This is a genomic window from Variovorax paradoxus (genome assembly GCF_030815975.1).
GTDB classification, from domain to species: Bacteria; Pseudomonadota; Gammaproteobacteria; order Burkholderiales; family Burkholderiaceae_C; genus Variovorax; species Variovorax paradoxus_N.
The window spans coordinates 4,661,411-4,679,815 of record NZ_JAUSXL010000002.1; the positions used below are offsets into that span (position 1 = coordinate 4,661,411).

Below are 18,405 nucleotides of genomic sequence, written 5' to 3' on the forward strand. Positions count from 1 at the left end.
GTGCCGCTGGTCTGCGGCGCGAAACTTGCGAGGTCTGCGCGCCCGGATCACACGACCGGTTTTTTGGTTTATTCATCAATGTTCTGGAGGTTCTCATGCAATTGAAATGGACTGCGGTCGCACTGGCTGCTCTCACGCTGGTGGCTTGCGGCAAGAAAGAAGAAGCTGCTGCACCGGCCGCTCCGGCGCCCACGGCAGCGGCTCCCGCACCTGCAGCACCTCCGGCAGACGCATTGATCGTCAAGATCGGCCACGTCGGCCCCACCAGCGGTGCCATTGCCCACCTTGGCAAGGACAACGAGTTCGGCGCCAAGATGGCCATCGAAGACCTCAATGCCAAGGGTCTCAAGATCGGCGACAAGGTCGCCAAGTTCGAACTGCTGGCAGAAGACGACGCCGGCGATCCGAAGCAGGGCACGGCAGTGGCCCAGAAGCTGGTCGACAGCAAGGTCAACGGCATCGTCGGCCACCTGAATTCGGGCACCACCATCCCCGCCTCCAAGCTCTACAGCGACGCTGGCATTCCGCAGGTCTCGCCGTCGGCCACCAACCCCAAGTACACGCGCCAAGGCTTCAAGACCACGTTCCGCGTGGTGGCCGACGACACGCAGCTCGGCGGCACGCTGGGCAAGTACGCAGTCGAAACGCTCAAGGGCAAGAACATTGCCGTGATCGACGACCGCACGGCCTATGGCCAGGGCGTTGCCGAAGAGTTCGAGAAGGCGGCCAAGGCAGCTGGCGGGACCATCGTCGGCCACGAATTCACGACCGACAAGTCGACCGACTTCAACGCCATCCTGACCAAGCTCAAGGCCACCAAGCCCGACGTTCTGTTCTTCGGCGGCATGGACGCCGTCGGCGGCCCGATGCTCAAGCAGGTCAAGCAGCTCGGCCTGAACGTCAAGTTCATGGGCGGCGACGGCCTGTGCACCGGCGAACTGCCGAAGCTCGCTGGCGATGCCATCGGCGAAGAGATGGTGGTCTGCGCCGAAGCCGGCGGTGTCGACGGCGACTTCAAGCAGCCGCTGGAAGACTTCAAGGCCCGGTTCAAGGCCAAGAACGGCGTGGAAGTGCAGATCTACGCACCGTACGTCTACGACGCGGTCAACGTGCTGGCCGAAGCCATGGTCAAGGCCGGTTCTTCCGACCCCGAAAAGTACCTGCCCGAAGTCGGCAAGATCCAGTACAAGGGCGTGACCGGCCCGATCGCCTTCGACGAAAAGGGCGATATCAAGAACGGCGCGCTGACGCTCTTCACCTACAAGGGTGGCGTGCGTACGCAGATCGCCGTGGTGCGCTGATCGGCGGACGGTTGCGCGCCGCTCCAGGCGCGCAAAGAGAAAAGGGCCTTCGGGCCCTTTTTTTTTGTGCCTGCCGGCCGCTGCTCTCAGGCCAGGGTTGCGAGCCCCGAGGGCCGGTCGGTGTTGCAGTATTCGATGAAGGCGTCGAGATCCCGCGACTTGTCGAATACCGCATCGGCGCCCAGCGCTTCGCAGCGTGCGCGGATGTCGGCCGTGACGTAGTTGCTCAGCACCACGACACGCTGGCCGGGGCCCCGAGCCTTGCAGCCCGAGAGCACGCCCAGGCCGGAGCCTTCCTTCAGGAACAGATCGACGATGAGCAACTGCCAATCACGGGGATGACTGGCGAGCCAGGCGAGCGCATCCGTTTCGGTTTCGGCAAAGCCGACGACCTGGCCATTGACCAGATCTTCAAGGGCCGGGACCAGGTTGTCCCTGATGGTCTTGTTGTCCTCGACGAGGAACGTGATGAGGGCCATGCCGTGGTTTCGTTCTGAGAACGAATAGCGTAGCGTGCCGGACGCGGCCGCAGCGTAGGAGAAGGGATACGGACAACGCGTTCTGGCGCGACGCCGCGCTCAATGCTTGTTGTCGGAGCGGGCCCTTGCCTTGAGTTCTTCCGCCAGCGCCTGGCTTTCATCGCGCTCGGCCGTCACTTCGCGGCGCCTCTCGATTTCCTCGCTCAATGCCGCGTTGACCTCGGCCAGCTTTTCGGCCGATCTGGCGAGCTTCTCTTCGAGCTGGCCCGTCTGCTCGATGGCTTGCGCCACTTCGCCAACCTGCACGTCGTCCGGGAGCTCCTGTTCGAGCACCGTGTTCACGACGGCGAGATTGTCCGAGGCCCGCTGCACATCGGCGGCCACTTCTTCGCTCTTCTCGAGCGTCTTGTCGAGCGACGTCTTGCCAGGCGGCACGGTTTGGGGCTGTCCAGCCATCGAGGCTCCTCCTTTGCGGGCATGAAAGTAAAACCTTTGGATCGTACCGCCAGTTGAAGCGGGCGGGATGCGATTCCCCAGTTGTTGCAAGGCAACGCACTGCCATACGGAACAGATGACAAAAACCGGCCCGCAGACCCGAACTCCATGCAGGTGTTTTTGCAACTCCCAACAAAAAACCCATCAAGCATTTCTGCGTTGATGGGCTTGATGTGGGGCCAACATGCTGACGGGCTGGAAACCCGCATGAACCTTATTGCTTCTCTGGCGGAGCAGGCGTCCGCCTCCGTCGAACTCCAGATGTGTTCGCGTGTGTTCTCATATCTCTTCCTTCATAGGGAGAAATCCAAAAAATAGACCCGCGTGTGCTCTTGTTTACTCTAACAATCTCGCCCACAATGGTGGATAGGTTGGTAAATAAAGAAGAAACATGGCCGTCAAAGCAAAAGAGTTGAGCGCACTAGAGGTCGGACGGCTTAGGTCGCGACCGGGGCTGCATGCCGTCGGCGGAGTGCCGGGGCTCTACCTGCAAGTGACGCCGACCGGCGCCACGACCTGGGTGCTGAGAACGATGATCGGCAGCAAGCGCCGCGCGATGGGGCTTGGTGGCTTCCCGGGTGTAACGCTGGCCGGGGCGCGCGAGAGGGCGCGGGAGGCCCGTCTACAGGTAGAGCAGGGCGTTGACCCAATACTCGCGCGCCAGAAGGCCAAAAATGCTCTGCGCGACGAACAGGCCAAGGCGCTGACCTTCGACGAGGCGGTCCGCCGGTACATCGACGCGAAGAGTGACGAATGGCGCAACGTCAAGCATCGGGCGCAGTGGAAGGCGACGCTCGAAACGTACGCGAGCCCCTTCATCGGCAAGATGCTGGTGGCCGATGTCGAACAGCGCCATGTTTTGTCTGTACTGGAACCGATCTGGAAGATCAAGACCGAGACGGCCACGCGGGTGCGTGGGCGCATCGAGACCGTGCTCGACTGGGCGCGCGTACGTGGCTACCGTGAAGGCGATAACCCGGCGCGCTGGAAAGGGCACCTCGACGCTCTGTTGCCGAAGCCGGGCAAGATTTCGAAGGTCGTGCATCACGCCGCGCTCAATGTGGATGCAGCCGCAGGATTTATATCGGCGCTTCGTCAGGTCAATGGCATGGGCGCTCGTGCCTTGGAGTTCGCGATCCTTACCGCTGCGCGATCGGGCGAGGTGCGTGGCGCCCTTTGGGCTGAAATCGATCTGGACGAAGGTGTCTGGACCGTGCCGGCCGAGCGGATGAAGGCGCACAAGGAACACCGGGTTCCGCTTTCTCAGCACGCCGTGAAGCTGCTCAAAAACCTTCCGAAAGTCGAGGGAACTGATCTGGTGTTTCCCGCTCCGCGCGGCGGCCAACTCAGCGACATGACCCTCACGGCCGTCATGCGACGCATGGGTATCGACGCTGTGCCGCACGGGTTCCGCAGCACCTTCCGGGACTGGGTTGCAGAACGCACGAACTACCCGCGCGAACTGGCTGAGAAGGCGCTTGCGCACGTGCTGGAGAGCAAGGTCGAGGCTGCGTATCAACGCTCAGACATGTTCGACCGTCGGGCGCACATGATGGCCGCTTGGGCCAAGTTCTGCGAGACGCCGGTCGTCAAGAGCGACAAGAGCAAGAAGGTTGTCGATCTGCCGACGACGAAGAAGGCCGCATAGATCAAAAGATTCGCGCGGCGCCTCGCGCAAACAGGGGCATTTCCATAACCAATGCGAGTGACGTGAGCGGATGGGCCGGCCACGCGCTTACGACCTCTAAACGGAGCACACATGAGCATCGAAGGTTCTTCTCCCGTCGTCCTGCGCGGCGATTTCCGTCCTGACTTCACTAGCGAAAATGCGCGCGAGGCATTCGATAGCATCGCAGACTGGGCAATGCAGATTGTCGAAATCATCCGCGCCAACCCGCAGGGCCTTGCGTGTGCTGCTCTTTCCAAAGTCAACGTACTGGCTCGAATGACCGGGCTGGAGGCGGACAGCACTGCTGATGTTGCAGGCGCGGACTTGAACAAGGTGTGGGGTATCACCTTCTCGCCTAGAGAGGCCGAAGCCCAAGCGCTGGCGGAAACATGGATCAGTAAAGCCAAGAAGTCATGAGCCGCAGCGACGACGCCCGTTATGCCCTGGAAGTCATTGCAGGGCGGGTTGATCTGGCCAATCCGGGTGTCGCCGCACGTCTGGCCGTCATGAAGGCGCAGCACCTTGGGGACGCCACCATGCGCGGACTGATTGACCGGGCGGCAGGGATGCACATTGCAATGCTTGACTGCACCCTTCGGACGGCCGACAAGGCGTATCTAAGGGCTGTTGCCGGCGATGGCGTGAATTTCCTCGACGATCGCGTATGGGAACGACTGGAGCCGATCCACGAGCGCTACAAGGCCGATTCCGAAATGATGCAGTTGTTCGCGCAGGCGGCCGATGCATTCGCCGCTGCGGCGGAGGACGCAGCCGCGGCGGTGCTGACCGGTCCGGCCGCCGCTTTGGCAATCAAGAAGGCCAGCCGGCCACGGAGAGATTCATGAGCACAGCCACCATCAGCCCGGCCCAGCACGCAACAATGATGCAAACGATCGCTCTTGATGAACGGAGGCGCGGGCTTCCAGTCTCGGAGCGAAATGTGCTCGTTGTTTTGTCGGAGGCCGTGCTTTCCGGGGTACCCATCGACCCTGGGTTTCAGGCCCTGGCGAACGCAATCGTTGCGAAGGCCGTCATCGCCGGAAATCTGACGGCACGAAAGAAGGAGGGGCGCCCGCAAGGAATCAAGGGACATGACGCTGCGATGGTCACGACCGAGTTCTATGAGCTTCTCGACGGCGTCGGCTCTTCCGAGATGACCGAGAGCGAAGCAGAACTCGAATTGGCGCTGCTTTATGACGTTGATGTCAGCACCATCAAAAGGGCCGTTCAATCTGAGAAATGGTTGCACGGCGACTCCAAGGCTGCGCGCGAGCAGGCGCGGAGGTCGAATGCCTTGTTGGGCGTCAGTGGCCCGCAGGCTGAAGTCGATGACACTGGCTTGGTTGAGCTAGCCTGTCTGGAGAAGGACGAAGCACTCGCGCAATTGCAAGCGACCATCCGAGGAAGGCCTAGTAGCATGAGTTAGCAAGTAGGTCAAGGCAGGAAGTTCGGCCGCCTTCCTGCCTCGCGCCACATGACGCAAAAATCGACAGTCACTCCCAAGCCGCTGCTTGACCACAAGCGGGGCAACAGGAGTGAACGTGAGCAATCAACACCATCTGCACCAGCCCTCGCGCTCGGTGCGCCCGCGCGATGGCGCGGACTTTCTCGGCATCGGCCTCTCGACCTTCTGGCGTTGGAGCCGCAACCGCGCGGACTTCCCCAAGGGCATCCACCTGTCGCCGCGCACGGTGACTTTCAACCTCGACGAACTGGCTGCGTGGCGCGACGCTCAGGCTGGGAAGTAAGGGGGGATCGCCATGAAGAACCCCAAGCGCAAGCCGCCGAAGAAGACGGTTGTCGTCGGCAACCTAGGGCGTGATGCCGGTAGCCACAAAAAGAAAGGGCCGGCCTCCGCAAAGAAGCCGACTCTGAAGAAGCCGATCACGAAGACCGGCTGCGTGTCGAAAACCAGCTCCGATGATCGCCGCAGCCTCCCGGCGAACGACTCGCAGTTTCTCAAGACGACATCCCCGAGTTCGACGGCGGAGCAGCACGCGATCGCAATCCGCGCCCTCGGGTCTGGTCCGACGACGACGCACGGCCTCCGTGCCCTCGGCGTTCACCACCCGGCCGGGCGGGTTCGCGAACTGCGCCTGCGCCTGGGTTACGAGATCGAGACCACATTGGTGGCGTCGGTCGACTCGGACGGCCACCTGCACCATGGCGTCGCCCTCTACACGCTGATCGGCGCCCCTCCCCAGCTCGACCTCGACTTCGACCGCGAGGCTGCGAACGATCCCGTTCCGCCGACGAAGGGCCAGAAGAAATGAGCCCGACCACCCACGCCGTGACCGACAAGGCCCTCGATACGCTGAAGGCGCGCTTCGCGCTGGCTGGCCTCGAACTCACCATTGAAACCGGCCTCGACGGCAGCAAGCGCTACATCGTCCAACTGCACGGCCGCGTGCGCGAGTTCAAAACCGTCACGCAGCTTGAGGTCTTGCTCGACGTGATCGGGGGAGTGCCTTGAGCCGCTACCGAAAGATCGACCAGCGCATTTGGAATGACGAGAAATTCCGTTCGCTCGACGACAGCGCCAAGCTGCTGTTCTTCTGCCTGCTAACGCACCCGTCCATGACCATGCTGGGCGGTATGCGCTCGACGGTCGCCGGTCTGGCCGAGGAACTCGGATGGTCCGTCGAAGCCTTCCGGGAAGCCTTCCAGCAAGTCTTGCAGAAGGGTATGGCGGAGCATGACCAGAAGGCCCACCTGATCGCGCTGCCGAACTTCCTCGTCTACAACCGACCCGAGAGCCCCAACGTGGTCAAGTCGTGGGGCTCGGCGCTCGACCTGCTACCCGAGTGCGCCTTGAAAACCCGCGTGGTTGCTCGCTGCAAAGCCTTTGTCGAAGGCTTGACGGAAGGCTTTGTCGAAGCCTTGCCCGATGCCTTCCGCCAGCCTATGCCGAATCAGGAGCAGGAGCAGGAGCAGGAGCAGGAGCAGAAGAAAGAGCCTACCGGCTCTGTCGGCAAGACCGACCTGCCGGCATGTCGAACTCAAGATGTTGTCGACGCGTATCACGCGGCGCTTCCCGAACTCCCCGGTGTGAAGCTCATGAACGACGGCCGCCGCAAGGCCACTGGCAAACTCTGGCGCTGGGTGTTGACCTCGACCAAGACAGACGGAACTCGCCGCGCCGAAACGGCCGAGCAAGCCCTGGCGTGGATCAAGGCGTACTTCGAACGCGCTCGTGAAAATGACTTCATCATGGGCCGCGGCGCGAAGGCGCCGGGGCATGAAGGCTGGCGCTGCGACTTCGACTTTCTGCTCACCGACAAGGGCAAGAAGCACGTCATCGAGAAGACCGGAGGCGCATCGTGAACGCGCGCGCCGACTACTCCGCCCTCGAAACCGAGCAAGCCATCCTTGGTGGCCTGCTGCTCGACAATCGCGCATGGGATCGCGTCGGCGACCTGCTGCGCCCCGAGCACTTCACCCTCGCCCTGCACCGAGTAGTGTTTGCGGAACTCGCCCGTCAGATCGGCGGCGGCCAGCCGGCCGATGTGGTCACGGTTTCAGCCGCGCTGGGCGAGTGCGCCAGCATGGCCGAGATCCATGCGCTCGCCTCGTACCTGCCCGGCAATGCCAGTCTGCACCGCTACGCGGGCATCCTGATCGACCGCCACCGCTCGCGCGAACTGCTGGCCGCCAGCGGCGAGGTCGCCGATATCGCGCAGCAGCATGACACGCCGATCGACGAGCGCATCGATACTGCTCAAGCCGCCCTTGCGAAGCTGACTCCAGACGCACCACGCGACGAATGGATCGGCGCCTACGAGGGCATGCTTCAGCACACGCAGGTGCTCGAAGACCGGGCGGCCGGTTCGAGCACATCTATGCCCACCGGCCTGCGCGATCTCGACGAAAGTCTCAACGGCGGCCTGCCGCCCGGCTCGCTGGTAGTAGTCGGGGCTCGTCCTGGCATGGGCAAGACCAGCCTCGGCCTGACGATCGGCTTGCACATGGCCGAGCAACGTCCAGTGGCGATGCTTTCGATGGAAATGTCGCATTCGGACATTCGGGACCGTCAGACGGCCATGCTCGGCCGCGTCAGCCTTTCGAGCGTACTCCGCCCGAGCAAGGGCGCCGGGCTCGAATGGGATCGCGTCATTGACGGAACGGAGCGCGCCAAGCATTTGCAGTTCTACGTGTCCGATCAGGGCGGCTTAAACATCAATCAGGTTCGCGCCAAGGCCCGCGCCATCAAGCGCCAGCGCGGCTTGAGTGTGCTGATCGTTGACTACCTCGGCTTGATGGTCGGGCTGGACCCGAAGCAGAACCGCGCCTATCAACTCGAAGAAGTCAGCCGCGGCTTGAAGACGCTCGCCAAGGAACTCGACATCGCCGTGATCCTCCTGGCCCAACTGAATCGCGATGTTGAGAAGCGCGCGGATCAGACGCCGATGCCGAGCGACCTCCGCGACAGCGGCGCGATCGAGCAGGACGCAGACGTGATCTTGCTGATCTATCGCCCGATTCAGGCGAAGCCCGACCTCGGCGATGAGTGGAAGCACTACGCAAAGCTGCGCATTGGCAAGGCGCGACAGGGCCGAACTGGCGACGTGAATCTCAGCTACATCGGCGAGCAGACCCGCTTCGAAGACTGGATCGGGTCGCCGCCCGCACGCGCTGGCAAAAGCACCTCAAGCGGCAGCTTCGAATGACCCACTACCGCACCCAACCACCTCAATCGCCATTCAACCGGAACCCGTCATGACCGAAAAACAGACCCCTCCGACAGAACTCTCGCCGGCGCAAAAGCTGTTGCGGGCCGCCGAGGCCATGGTTGCTAACGAACGCCGCCAGAACTTGAACCCGCCCCCACCGCAAAAGAAGATGTACCACATCGCGCGCGTCACATGGACCGACAACACGGGCACGCACGACGGTGGCGAGGTCCGCGTTCACGTCTCGCGAAACTGCTCGAATTGCTCTGCCGACGGCCTCAAAGACCGCGAATGGCTGGAGAACGGCGGCGTCGATGAGTACGGCAGATGCATGAATTTGTACCCAGCCGCAGACGACGGGGGGACAGCCAATCAGTGGTGCGACGACCACCAGACAGCAACCGAGTTCGAAGCCGGCATCCATCGGGCCGACCGGCCCGTGCTGACGCTGGTCGGAGGGACACAGTAATGCTCAACTCAATGAATCTCGCATCCGAGACAATGACGCACCGAGTGGTGCATGACATCCTTCGCTATGAGGGCATAGACCACGTTGTCGTCGTGACCCTGGTTCATCGTGGTCGGACGTGCGACTCTTGCGTAAAACGCCCGCACGGCTGCGCGGAGAGCGGTGCAGCCAACCCGGCCGACCGCTTTTGCAAATGGCATCAGACTCCGCGCGAGTTCGAGCAGAACCAGCACCAGCCGCAAACCCCGATGTTCGTCGTCCTGAAAGGCGGTGCAGCTTGAACGCCGCCTCTACCGCAAGCCCGGAAGCCGAGATTCCGGCGATGGGAAATTTGTTCGCCGGACTGGTATCGGTTTCCGCCAGCGCGGCGGACTCGGCAAACGACAGCGTGACCTACGAACCCGAGGGCGGCGAGGCCGCACCCTCGGACAATGTGGGCACCACGCGCGCCATCTTTCGTGGCGATGCAAACGTCAAATTGCGGCGAGTAGTTGGTCCTCGTCTGCTGAAGGCCCGCGAGCTATCCGGCCTCGGCCAAGCAGAGGCGGCGGGCCTACTTGGCTACAGCACGCCGGCCCAACTCAATCAATGGGAGTACTCACGCCGCCTTCCGCCAATCTTTGAAATCATCAAAGCGGCGAACCTATACAGCGTATCGCTCGACTACTTGGTCGGCGAAAGCAACGAGCCCGAGCGTGATCCGGCGCTCGCCTTGAGGCACGCGACCCTGCGCGGCGTGCGCGGCATGCTTCATCGCGTGGCGGAGGCCACGGTCGATCAGGTCGCGCGCCATGCCCGGATCGTCGGCCCGAACGTCGGCAACGTGCGCGGCTTGCTCGCGGCGGGCGAGGGTCTATTGGAGGCGCTCGCTGCGTTCGTGCGCGCCAACAGCGGCGCCTTCCAGAACCAACGCGGCAGCGCGACCGTCGTGCGCCTCATGCAGGAGTTCGAAACCGCACTCGATGACGCCCGAAAGCGGGTCGCGCTGCACGACAGCCTTGACGGCGATCTGCGCCGCGCGCTGGCTGAGATCGGCGATGCCGATCCGTTGCCACTCGAAGACGGCGAAACCTGAGAACGCCGGCAAAGGGTCCGATCTCAAATCCGCCCCCGCGCGGCTGAGGTGCTCGACGCTAGCGGGGGTAGACAGTGGACAGCGCGCGGTACTGCGTCAGCATGTGATCGAGGAATGCCAGCACGGTCGAATCGGCCTCAAGCCATGTGTAAAGCTCTTCCAGTTCGGCTTCCTCATAGTCGTCCTCTGGAATCTCAGCGCGCTCGTACTCGCAGACATGCTGCCATTGCACATCCGCCTCTTCGGTGATGCCATAGTTTGCGAGCAGCCATTCGTACTGTGAGGCGTCTCCGTCGAAGCCGTTCTCACCAAAGATGCGACCAATCTCAACAATAATTGCGTCGATCAATTCGGCCCGTCTATCCATTGCACGCTCCAGTCTGGCAGTTCGGCCGAAGGGTAGCAGAGCGATGGCGTGGAGAACTCCGGCGAAAGCTGCGCGACCACTACGTGCAGTGTCGCGCTTGCCGAGAATTGCTTCAGCGCCAACGGGCCGGGGCTGGGTACATCCTCAAACTGAGGGAGTGTGATGACGCCGCGCTCGGCGAGGCGCGGCCTATAGGCCTTTGAACAGATCGCCCAGCGGGGTCTTGAGGGCTGTCGCCAGCGTTTGGATTGCATCCAACGATGGATTGGCCCCGCCCGTCTCGATTCGACTCATGTAGGTTCTGGCGAAACCGCACTTCTCTGCGAACTCTTCCTGCGAGAGTCCCGTCGCGCGACGGAGGTCACGAACACGGTTGCCGAATCTGATGCGAAGAGGTTTCACTTGCCTGCGAGGGTGCAGGGGTGTGACTTATTCGTGAACACACTAATCGTGACATTTGATACAGTGCGCCGCACTGGCGCTTTTCTTACGACGCGCTGGCGATAGTCGCGGACTTCAAACGCGGCCCCATCCCATCTTTGATGAGAAGCACCATGAAATTTTTCTGCGCCATCGCAATGATCGCTGCCACCGCGTCATCAGCTCCCGCCCTTGCAGACCCGTCGCGCGACCTGAAGGCGGGATTGCTTGGCGCGTTTATTGGCGCCGTTGTCAACGAAGCTGCCGGCGCGCCCCAGGAAGGGCCGGCCGCCTCAGTCGCGCAGCAGACACCGCAAAGGCGTCCGATCAATGTTGGAGGCACTGTGCCCCCTCAGCAGCAAGCTGAGTACATCGAGATCGCGAAGCAGATCTACCTCGAAAAACAGGGCGATATCAACTTCACGGAGATGATGGCCTGCCGTGAAGCGACTACGAGATTTGCCGATCCGTTCTACCTCAACTCGAATCAGTGCTTCCTTGCCGTCAAGCCCCTTCGCGATGCGCGTCTCGCCCAGAACACCGAAGCCCTTGAGCGGAGCGTGGCGGCGAAGAAGGCCGCCGACAACAAGGCTGTAGACGCCATCGTCGCTCGCGCGGCATCCGGGGACGCGAACGCCATCGGTGAATGCAAACTGGAGCCGGCCAAAGAGGGGTGGCGTAGTCAGCGCGACCTGGGTGCTGCTGACGCCTGCGAAAAGCGAGTCACAGAAGCTCGGGAAGGCAGTCTGCGCACGAAGACCGTGAACCCCCAGAATTGCCGCGAATGGGGTGTCGCCAATGGGTACGACAAATCAACGCTCGACGCATCAGCTATCAGCCTGCGACGGTCTTCGGATATCGGAGCATTCGGCGGCAAGATAACGCAGATGGATGGCGAAACCCTGGTGATTTACAACCCGATCACCGGCAGCAACTCGATTGTGAACGCGACTGGTTCAAAGGTCTTCGGAGGCGACAACATCGTCGTTGGTAGCGTGGTCGCTGGCTATGGCATTCAAACAGGAAGCGTCCAAGGGCGTTTGGTGAGCGGCCAAGCCTCGACCTTCGCCAAGATCACATCCAAGTGCATCGGTGGCATCTGATCGCGAAGCTCAACGCCTCGTGGCGCGCGACATGGCGCCGCTGCTCGGCTAGTAGCGGCACCGGGACTCACTGGCCTGCCGCGCCGAGCCCCCCGGTCACGATGTGCGCGATGCCCCGATCCCGTACGTTCTGACCTGTTGTCTCGGGTAGGGTGATCTGTGCCACGCTCCGGCCCGGCCCGACGCTGTTCAAGGGGGCTGGCGGATCGCGAAGCTCAGGCGCTGCCGGAATCTTCGAAGGCGCGGCCGACGGCACGCTCAGGAACGGCGCGGCCGGAAGAGTCGGGGTCGAAACACCTGCCGCGACCGCCGAACCTCCACCCAGTGCCGTCGCATATGCCACCTTCTGATCCACGCCCTGCGCGATGAGCGCCTTGTACCGGTCCCGTGCATCGTTGAGCGACCCGCCGAAGGCATCCGCCGATAGGCCAGCCCGGTTGTTGCCGCTACCGGCGTAGAAGCTCTTTCCGGTCTTCGGGTCGGCAATGGATGCCCACTCGCGCGAGCCGGCGCGCTGCGCTGCCCCGAGGTCATCGTGTTCGCCTCGGATGTAGCCGGAGATTTCCGGGCGCTTCTTGTCCGTCAGGTGCTCATTGAAGATGCGCTCCTGCAATTCGGGCGTGAACTTCTCGTCGCCCTTCAAGCCCATCGACTTTGCCGCCTCCTTCATGGTCGAGGGGATGACCTGATACTTTCCGACCGCGAACAGGCGGTTCTTGTCGCCCTTTTCGAGCGCCTGCGCGGCCATGATCTGATCGACCGTCATGTTCGAAAAGTCCATGGTGGCGCCGCGCGAGTCGCCGGCCGCGCCGCGATTGAACGAGCCGTACCCGCCCTCGTGCTTGGCGATCACGCCGCCGAGTCCGCTGCCGCTCACCGCCGCGCCCATCTTGTCCACGGCCGCCGCGCCCGCGTCGTAAGCCCGCTTCATGGTGTTCGGAACCAGCGCAGCGGCGCCGGTCTTCGCCGCATCGAGCGCATCCGATCCGTAGCCCTTGGCGGCTGACCAGCCAGCGCGGGCGACCTGCTTGGTCTTATTCCACGCGTCGCCAGCCGCCTCCTTCACGTCGGTGGCCGCCGTGTTAGCAATCCCCTTCACATCGATGCCCGTCTTGGCCTTGAACCAGTCGTTCATGCCGTCGGCCAGCGTCGCCACCTGCCCGGCGATGGTCTTCGCCGCCTTGCTGGTGTCATCCCACCAAGCGGAGGCCTTGTCGGTGATGCCGGCCCACAAGGTCTTTGCATCTTGCGCAAATGAGCCCCACGCGGCACCCATGGCGGCCGTCGTGACGTTCCACGCGGCAACCACCTTCCCGGGAATGTCGGAGTCCACGAGCGTCTTCGTCCACTCGCCGACCTTCGCCCCGAACTTCTCGCCGAGCAGCGCGCCGCCCACCCCGCCGAGGAAGCCGCCGACGGCCGCGCCGATTGGACCGACGAATGCGCCGATCAACGCGCCAGCCTTCATGCCCGCGAGGCCGCCCGCAAGCATGCCGCCTGCTTCACCGACGCCCCGGAAGCGGCCGGTGCGGTTCTCGTCGGCCGACTTCGACGGATCGTCGTCGCCAAAGAGGCCCGCGAGGGCACCGCCGCCCGCGAGCAAAGCGCCGAGCAGGGGGATGCGGCGCAGCAACTTGCCGCCCTTGCCGAGCAAACGATCGAGCAGGCCGCCAGCCATGCTGCCACCGGCAGTGCCGAGGATGTTACTCAGCGCGCCACCGGCGCCGCTGCCACCGACGCCGAAGAAACTGGCGCCGCCTCCCGCCTGAGCTTTCGCGCCTGTGGGCTTCAGCGCCTTCAGAATGCGCGCGTACCAACGCTCTTTTCGACGCTCGGCGCCGCGACCGAACATGCCGAACAGGCCACGGCCCAGCGGCGAGACAACGGCCTTGACTTCCTTCGCAGCGTCGAGCGTCGGATCAACCCGGTCAGTGTCGGGCAACCGCGCCGACAGCCGGCTGACACCCTCGGACAGCTTTCGCATGGTGCTCGCGCTGCCGAAGGTGGCGGCGTTGCTGCCCGCTCGCTGACCCGCGCTGAAGCGGCCGTTCGAGCCGCGCAGCTGAGTCGTCACGGTCGGCATCGCGAGGCGAGCGCGGCCGACCGAGGTGTTGCTGCGTTGTGCGGCGCCGGAGCGGCCGACCGCCACCACGGCAGGCGTGCGCGTCACCGGGGAGATTGAGGGGCGCGGGCTGGCGCCGGGCCGGCTCACGCGGTTAGTTGTCGCCACCTGAGCGCCGACCGCGCGGGCAATGGCTTTCACATCGGTGCGGATCGTCTTCCACACGGCTACGCCCTGTTGCTGCAAGCGCATCAGGTCGCGATTGGTCTCGATGAGTTCGCCGACCAAGAAGCCTTGATCGTCATGCTTGAAGCTGCTGGATGCCATGTCGTTTACTCAGAGGGTGTTGTAGCTGGGTCAGATGACATCGGCGAGATTGCGCGTGGCACGCCAGTCGTTGCGGTCGAGGGCGGTCAGCGTGGCGAGTTGCATCGTCAGCGAAACGTGCGCGAGCCGGCCCTGTGCGTCGCGCGGCCCCGTCAACGGGTGGGAAATCTGCTCGATCACCAGCGGCATGAACAGCATGTCCGCGTACTTCATTCCGACGATTTGTGGTGTCTCGGAAGGGAACAGCTTGCCGGCGCTGATGATCGTTTCGGCAATCTTCTGCGGCAGGGACCACTGCATCAGTTGGTCCATCGGTGCTCGAACTTCCGCGTGAGCATCTCGGAACGCTCGGAAATGTGCAGTCACCGGAATTTTCACAGGTGCCGCGCCATTGAACACCTGCGTGCTGTTCAACTTCGTCATGTTGCTGCGTCCTTCGAGGGTTGTCGCGGCATCAGACACGGCGTCGAGATTCGCCTGCGGGAACAGACGCTTCAACTGAGCGATCAGCGTTGAAAATCCGCCGACTTGCAAGAGCGCAGAGAACGAAGAAAACTTCTGATCGGGGCCGACGTTCTCGAATGGCGACTGCCAGTTCATGACGGCCTCAATGTTGCCGTCGGTGAGCGGCGTGAGTACCTCCGGCTGCGACATGTCACGCTGCCAGAGGGGATCGCTCGCCGGTCTTCAGAGGGGGTTTTCTTGACCGCAAAGATCGACGCGATCAGGTGAGGCGACAGCCCGCCCCAGTCGCTGGTGAGCGGGGGCATGGTGCCGTTTGCGTTCTTTGCCATGGTGTCTTTTGTCCGTTCAGGTTTGCAGTCGGCGCGCGATGCTGCGCAGGAATTGATCCGGTCCTTGTTGGACCTCAGGAGCAGGCGGAATCGGAGAGGCGCGCTTCAGCGCAGAGCGTGGCGGTCGCACTTCCGCAAGAGGCTGGGGAGCGACGGTCCTTTCGTTCGCAGTGGCTGACCGGATCGCTCGGGCTTCAGCATCACGGGCCGCTTGCTGCGCGGCCCCTCGCGCACGAAGGGCATGGCTGTGGAACGACTTCATGCAGTCACCTCGTCGCCTTCGTCGAAGACTTGCACGAGCAGCGCCTGATCTTTTTCGAGCACGTCGAGCGCTTCGTTCCGCATCGCATGTGGTCCGAGGTCCGGTGCAGCCGGGTCGTGCAGGTCGTCATACGTAAGCCAGACGCGCAGCAGGATGCTCACGTTCGGCTCATCGGTTGCGACGACGAGGAACTGACCGATGGCCGGCATGGGCGCCTGCGCGCCTGGGTCGAGCGCGACGCGCATACACAGGGTCGGCGGCGAGCCTTCCTCAATTGCGCCGGCAGCGACAGCCAGGTCGAACGCATCAGCATCGATGATCTTGAATCGCGCCGCACCAAGGTGCACGACCTCCGGCTCGGCCTCGTCGGCCGCCTCCCACGTTTCAGGATCGTTGTCGTCAAACGGCTGGCCGTCGGCGTTGAGCGCGAGGCGGTCGAAAAGCTCAGCATCGAGCGCGCGGGCGTCGGTGGTCGGTTGGGTGTCGTCGTTCATTGGGTCGCCCTTTGGGGTTGGTTCATGAGGTTTTGGAGCGCCCGCAGAATCACGGCGTTATCGATGCCCTCGCGGCCTTGCAGAGCCTTCATGGCGTGGGCGACATCTGCCTTTGTGGCGGGCTTCGGCAGCGATGCACCACGGCCGACAACAGGCACCACGATGCGGCGCGCGTTCTTCGGCAGCATTCGTTCGGCCTCAGCCTGTGGCACCACGAAAATCTTAGACTTGAGCTTGCCGGGGCGATCAATGCGCGCGCGGTCGGCCTCCACCATCTGCGCGATGCGCCGACGCAAACCGACGCTGAACTGCGTGTCCGTCAGAACGCGCGCAAGGTGCTTGCAACAGGCGCCGTCGAGCGTTGGGTTCGTGAGCTTCGGCATGCCGTGCTCGGCGCGGCCAGCAACCCAGCCACCAGCGGTGGCGACGAAGCGTAGAAAGTAGCGGAAATGCTCGCAATCGCACTCGAAGCGCAAGGGTGATTCCTTGCACAGCCACTGAGCGGACTGGGCCGGCGTGCCCGGCCGAGCCAGCGCTGCCGCGTATTGGGTGAACTCGACGTTGACGTGATGTCGGCTGACCTTCGACTGTGGCCCGCTGTTCGTCACGAAGTGCACCTTGCCGGCCTGGAGCCGCGACGGGAGGCTGTATCGAATCTCTGCTTTCGCTCGCTCAACGTCCACGGTTCGCGAAAGCGCCAACGCCTCTCGCGCAGTCAGCCCTTGGCGCGCCTTGTCGCCCAACTGCGCGACGCTCTTGCGGAAGGCAGCGAGGTCGGCCGGCGTGATCGGGCGTACCTGCCCACCGAGAGAGGTGGTCAGCATGCGCGCGGGGGACAATTTGCCCGCGACCTCGCCGGGCTGAAGGATCGTCGTAGCCTGTCGCCGCGATTCGAGTTCGCGCAGGCGCTGGGCGTTCAGGGCCGAGACCGCGTTTCCGACACGAGGTGCTTTCATTGCGGCGCCCCCTGGCCGCAGCCGAGCGCATGCTGCTTTGAGCGCGAAAACACCTTAGCAAAACTTAACAAAAAGCCGTTCCTTTGCTCCTGCGAGAAAGGAGCGGATTTGTTAGGTTTTGTTAGGTCAAGACCGCTCTTGTCCGGGCGCAAAGTTATGGCGACGAAGCCAGTTCGGCCGCGCGCGAGGAAACCACCGGGGACATAGGCTTTTGTTGGCCGCGACGGGCTTTTCTTGGCAGGCATCTTTGCGATGCGGGTCGTCATTGGTGGGCCTCCGTGGCGACGGTAACGCGCAATGCCACGCGGGCATGCTCATCACGAGTTAACGCCTGTTCCTGGCAGATGTCCCGCGCTTGCGCTTCGAGCCACGCGGCGGGGTTCTCGCCTTCGAGGGCCACCAGCGCAGCACGAGAGAGGAAGTGCTCAAACGCGGCCACGTCAATCAGGTAGCGCAGTTGGTATGTCGCGCGCTTCGCGAGGCCACGCAGGCGCTTATCGCGGCGAACGGCCAGCGTCTCGGCGACTACGCTGGGATGCGGCTCATCCGCCTCTGGAGCGCCGAGCACAACGCGGGCGAAGCGGCGGCCTTCCGCAGCGTTCACGCCGGAACCTCTGCGGCACGCTCAGGGTAGGTCGCCGCGATCAGGGCATCGAAGCCAAGGCCATCGAGGTGCACTACGCTGCGGCGCGGGTCATCGGAATAGGCGCGACACTTGTCGAGCATCGCGGTGACTTCATCGAAGCGAATGCGCATGGCCGCTTGCTTGTCGCGAGCATCCTCGGATGGGTCATATGCGCCGAGGCCATTGATCTCTTCGGCCTTCAGGCCGCTCGCCACCAGCATGCTGTAGCGCTGGCGGATGGCGTCGCCGGGGCCGTTCACGAGGCGCGCGGCGGCGTCGAGGCGGTGGAGCAGCGAGTCGCGCTCGACGGCAAGGCGGTTTTGCATTGCGGTGACGGCGGAGGTCAGCGGCGCCAGTTGATCGCGGCGGCCCTTGCGGGATGCATCATGTGCGGCGTGGTCCTCGCGCACAGCAGCAAGCTCTTCGTCGGCTGCGCCGATCAGGCCAGCAAGGACCGCGACGATCTGCTCAGGCGTGACGCCGCCCACGTCGCCAGCAGCCGCCACGGCCTCGGCAATCGCGCTGCGGTAGCCAGCAACTTCGGCGACGCGCTGGCGCGTCAGATTCAGGCGGGCGGCTGCGCGTTGGACAGAGCCATCGGTGAACACCACACAGATGTTGTCGATTTCAGCGGGGCTCAGGTTGTCTTGGGCGAGGGGGCTGGGCGTGAAGAGCATGGTGCGAAGTTCCTTGAGGCGGGTATTGGCGGGCTTTTGGCTGAAGTGGTTGGCGAGACACCGATCTGGGGAATTGAGGGCGCTGACGAGGCTGGGAGCCGCGTGGGCGCCGAAGTTGAGGCGCGTTGCCTCGATCAGGTTGGCGATGGTGCGGCGCATG

Annotated in this window: 25 protein-coding genes; 14 read left to right on the top strand and 11 right to left on the bottom strand. The window is 63.4% G+C overall.

The genetic code is table 11. The annotated features are described in order from the left end of the window. Nucleotides 1–95: 95 nt before the first annotated feature. Entirely contained in the window at nucleotides 96–1,301 is a 1,206-nt protein-coding gene (locus QFZ47_RS25605; protein ID WP_307658305.1) for a branched-chain amino acid ABC transporter substrate-binding protein, read from the top strand. Nucleotides 1,302–1,387: 86 nt separating this feature from the next. Here QFZ47_RS25605 and QFZ47_RS25610 read toward each other — a convergent pair whose 3' ends face one another. Together QFZ47_RS25610 and QFZ47_RS25615 are read right to left on the bottom strand one after the other, a co-directional pair. Next, nucleotides 1,388–1,780 carry a response regulator gene (locus QFZ47_RS25610; protein ID WP_307658306.1) on the bottom strand — a complete coding sequence of 131 codons (393 nt, stop codon included), beginning with the start codon at nucleotides 1,778–1,780 and terminating at the stop codon, nucleotides 1,388–1,390. Nucleotides 1,781–1,879: 99 nt separating this feature from the next. Continuing rightward, nucleotides 1,880–2,236 (bottom strand): hypothetical protein, encoded by a 357-nt coding sequence (locus QFZ47_RS25615; RefSeq protein WP_307658307.1) that lies wholly within the window; start codon nucleotides 2,234–2,236, stop codon nucleotides 1,880–1,882. 430 nt (nucleotides 2,237–2,666) lie between these two features. Between QFZ47_RS25615 and QFZ47_RS25620 the strand changes: the two genes are divergently transcribed. From QFZ47_RS25620 to QFZ47_RS25675, 12 genes are all read left to right on the top strand, one after another. Further along, complete coding sequence (locus tag QFZ47_RS25620; protein WP_307658308.1) at nucleotides 2,667–3,923, top strand: tyrosine-type recombinase/integrase; 1,257 nt, start codon at nucleotides 2,667–2,669, stop codon at nucleotides 3,921–3,923. A gap of 111 nt (nucleotides 3,924–4,034) precedes the next feature. Further along, nucleotides 4,035–4,361: a hypothetical protein gene (locus tag QFZ47_RS25625; protein ID WP_307658309.1), complete on the top strand. Its 327-nt coding sequence runs from the start codon at nucleotides 4,035–4,037 to the stop codon at nucleotides 4,359–4,361. Continuing rightward, nucleotides 4,358–4,789 (top strand): hypothetical protein, encoded by a 432-nt coding sequence (locus QFZ47_RS25630; RefSeq protein ID WP_307658310.1) that lies wholly within the window; start codon nucleotides 4,358–4,360, stop codon nucleotides 4,787–4,789. Before QFZ47_RS25625 ends, QFZ47_RS25630 begins: the two co-directional genes overlap by 4 nt. Then, a complete protein-coding gene (locus tag QFZ47_RS25635) occupies nucleotides 4,786–5,370 on the top strand; it encodes a hypothetical protein (protein WP_307658311.1) in 585 nt (194 codons plus the stop codon). Before QFZ47_RS25630 ends, QFZ47_RS25635 begins: the two co-directional genes overlap by 4 nt. 115 nt (nucleotides 5,371–5,485) lie before the next feature. Further along, nucleotides 5,486–5,692, top strand: coding sequence for a helix-turn-helix transcriptional regulator (locus QFZ47_RS25640; RefSeq protein WP_307658312.1), 207 nt, complete (start codon nucleotides 5,486–5,488; stop codon nucleotides 5,690–5,692). Nucleotides 5,693–5,704: 12 nt separating this feature from the next. After that, nucleotides 5,705–6,217, top strand: coding sequence for a helix-turn-helix domain-containing protein (locus QFZ47_RS25645; RefSeq protein WP_307658313.1), 513 nt, complete (start codon nucleotides 5,705–5,707; stop codon nucleotides 6,215–6,217). After that, on the top strand, nucleotides 6,214–6,417 hold the full coding sequence (locus QFZ47_RS25650) for a hypothetical protein (protein ID WP_307658314.1): 204 nt from the start codon (nucleotides 6,214–6,216) through the stop codon (nucleotides 6,415–6,417). The genes QFZ47_RS25645 and QFZ47_RS25650 overlap by 4 nt, the downstream gene beginning before the upstream one ends. Beyond that, nucleotides 6,414–7,268, top strand: coding sequence for a hypothetical protein (locus QFZ47_RS25655; protein ID WP_307658315.1), 855 nt, complete (start codon nucleotides 6,414–6,416; stop codon nucleotides 7,266–7,268). The genes QFZ47_RS25650 and QFZ47_RS25655 overlap by 4 nt, the downstream gene beginning before the upstream one ends. Then, nucleotides 7,265–8,611, top strand: a complete 1,347-nt coding sequence (locus QFZ47_RS25660) for a replicative DNA helicase (protein WP_307658316.1) — start codon at nucleotides 7,265–7,267, stop codon at nucleotides 8,609–8,611. Before QFZ47_RS25655 ends, QFZ47_RS25660 begins: the two co-directional genes overlap by 4 nt. A 49-nt stretch (nucleotides 8,612–8,660) precedes the next feature. After that, entirely contained in the window at nucleotides 8,661–9,083 is a 423-nt protein-coding gene (locus QFZ47_RS25665) for a hypothetical protein (RefSeq protein WP_307658317.1), read from the top strand. Between the two features lie 11 nt (nucleotides 9,084–9,094). Next, complete coding sequence (locus QFZ47_RS25670; RefSeq protein WP_307658318.1) at nucleotides 9,095–9,364, top strand: hypothetical protein; 270 nt, start codon at nucleotides 9,095–9,097, stop codon at nucleotides 9,362–9,364. Then, nucleotides 9,361–10,158, top strand: a complete 798-nt coding sequence (locus tag QFZ47_RS25675) for a helix-turn-helix domain-containing protein (protein WP_307658319.1) — start codon at nucleotides 9,361–9,363, stop codon at nucleotides 10,156–10,158. The genes QFZ47_RS25670 and QFZ47_RS25675 overlap by 4 nt, the downstream gene beginning before the upstream one ends. 58 nt (nucleotides 10,159–10,216) lie before the next feature. Here the strand turns inward: QFZ47_RS25675 and QFZ47_RS25680 are convergent, their stop codons facing one another. Next, on the bottom strand, nucleotides 10,217–10,525 hold the full coding sequence (locus tag QFZ47_RS25680) for a hypothetical protein (protein WP_307658320.1): 309 nt from the start codon (nucleotides 10,523–10,525) through the stop codon (nucleotides 10,217–10,219). A gap of 189 nt (nucleotides 10,526–10,714) precedes the next feature. Then, nucleotides 10,715–10,927 carry a helix-turn-helix domain-containing protein gene (locus tag QFZ47_RS25685; protein WP_307658321.1) on the bottom strand — a complete coding sequence of 71 codons (213 nt, stop codon included), beginning with the start codon at nucleotides 10,925–10,927 and terminating at the stop codon, nucleotides 10,715–10,717. Nucleotides 10,928–11,079: 152 nt separating this feature from the next. Here QFZ47_RS25685 and QFZ47_RS25690 point away from each other — a divergent pair, with 152 nt between their 5' ends. Beyond that, the gene (locus tag QFZ47_RS25690) at nucleotides 11,080–12,048 is read left to right on the top strand and encodes a hypothetical protein (protein WP_307658322.1); all 969 of its coding nucleotides are present in this window, start codon (nucleotides 11,080–11,082) and stop codon (nucleotides 12,046–12,048) included. 67 nt (nucleotides 12,049–12,115) lie between these two features. On the opposite strand, the gene QFZ47_RS25695 is transcribed toward QFZ47_RS25690, so the two are convergent. From QFZ47_RS25695 to QFZ47_RS25725, 7 genes are all read right to left on the bottom strand, one after another. Beyond that, a complete protein-coding gene (locus QFZ47_RS25695; RefSeq protein WP_307658323.1) occupies nucleotides 12,116–14,437 on the bottom strand; it encodes a hypothetical protein in 2,322 nt (773 codons plus the stop codon). A gap of 30 nt (nucleotides 14,438–14,467) precedes the next feature. After that, nucleotides 14,468–15,091, bottom strand: a complete 624-nt coding sequence (locus QFZ47_RS25700; RefSeq protein ID WP_307658324.1) for a hypothetical protein — start codon at nucleotides 15,089–15,091, stop codon at nucleotides 14,468–14,470. Nucleotides 15,092–15,489: 398 nt separating this feature from the next. Beyond that, a complete protein-coding gene (locus QFZ47_RS25705; RefSeq protein ID WP_307658325.1) occupies nucleotides 15,490–15,987 on the bottom strand; it encodes a hypothetical protein in 498 nt (165 codons plus the stop codon). After that, nucleotides 15,984–16,943, bottom strand: coding sequence for a hypothetical protein (locus QFZ47_RS25710; protein ID WP_307658326.1), 960 nt, complete (start codon nucleotides 16,941–16,943; stop codon nucleotides 15,984–15,986). The genes QFZ47_RS25705 and QFZ47_RS25710 overlap by 4 nt, the downstream gene beginning before the upstream one ends. Beyond that, nucleotides 16,940–17,209, bottom strand: a complete 270-nt coding sequence (locus QFZ47_RS25715; RefSeq protein ID WP_307658327.1) for a hypothetical protein — start codon at nucleotides 17,207–17,209, stop codon at nucleotides 16,940–16,942. The genes QFZ47_RS25710 and QFZ47_RS25715 overlap by 4 nt, the downstream gene beginning before the upstream one ends. Beyond that, on the bottom strand, nucleotides 17,206–17,547 hold the full coding sequence (locus tag QFZ47_RS25720; RefSeq protein ID WP_307658328.1) for a hypothetical protein: 342 nt from the start codon (nucleotides 17,545–17,547) through the stop codon (nucleotides 17,206–17,208). Before QFZ47_RS25720 ends, QFZ47_RS25715 begins: the two co-directional genes overlap by 4 nt. Next, nucleotides 17,544–18,404: a hypothetical protein gene (locus tag QFZ47_RS25725; RefSeq protein ID WP_307658329.1), complete on the bottom strand. Its 861-nt coding sequence runs from the start codon at nucleotides 18,402–18,404 to the stop codon at nucleotides 17,544–17,546. The genes QFZ47_RS25720 and QFZ47_RS25725 overlap by 4 nt, the downstream gene beginning before the upstream one ends. Nucleotide 18,405: the final 1 nt, after the last annotated feature.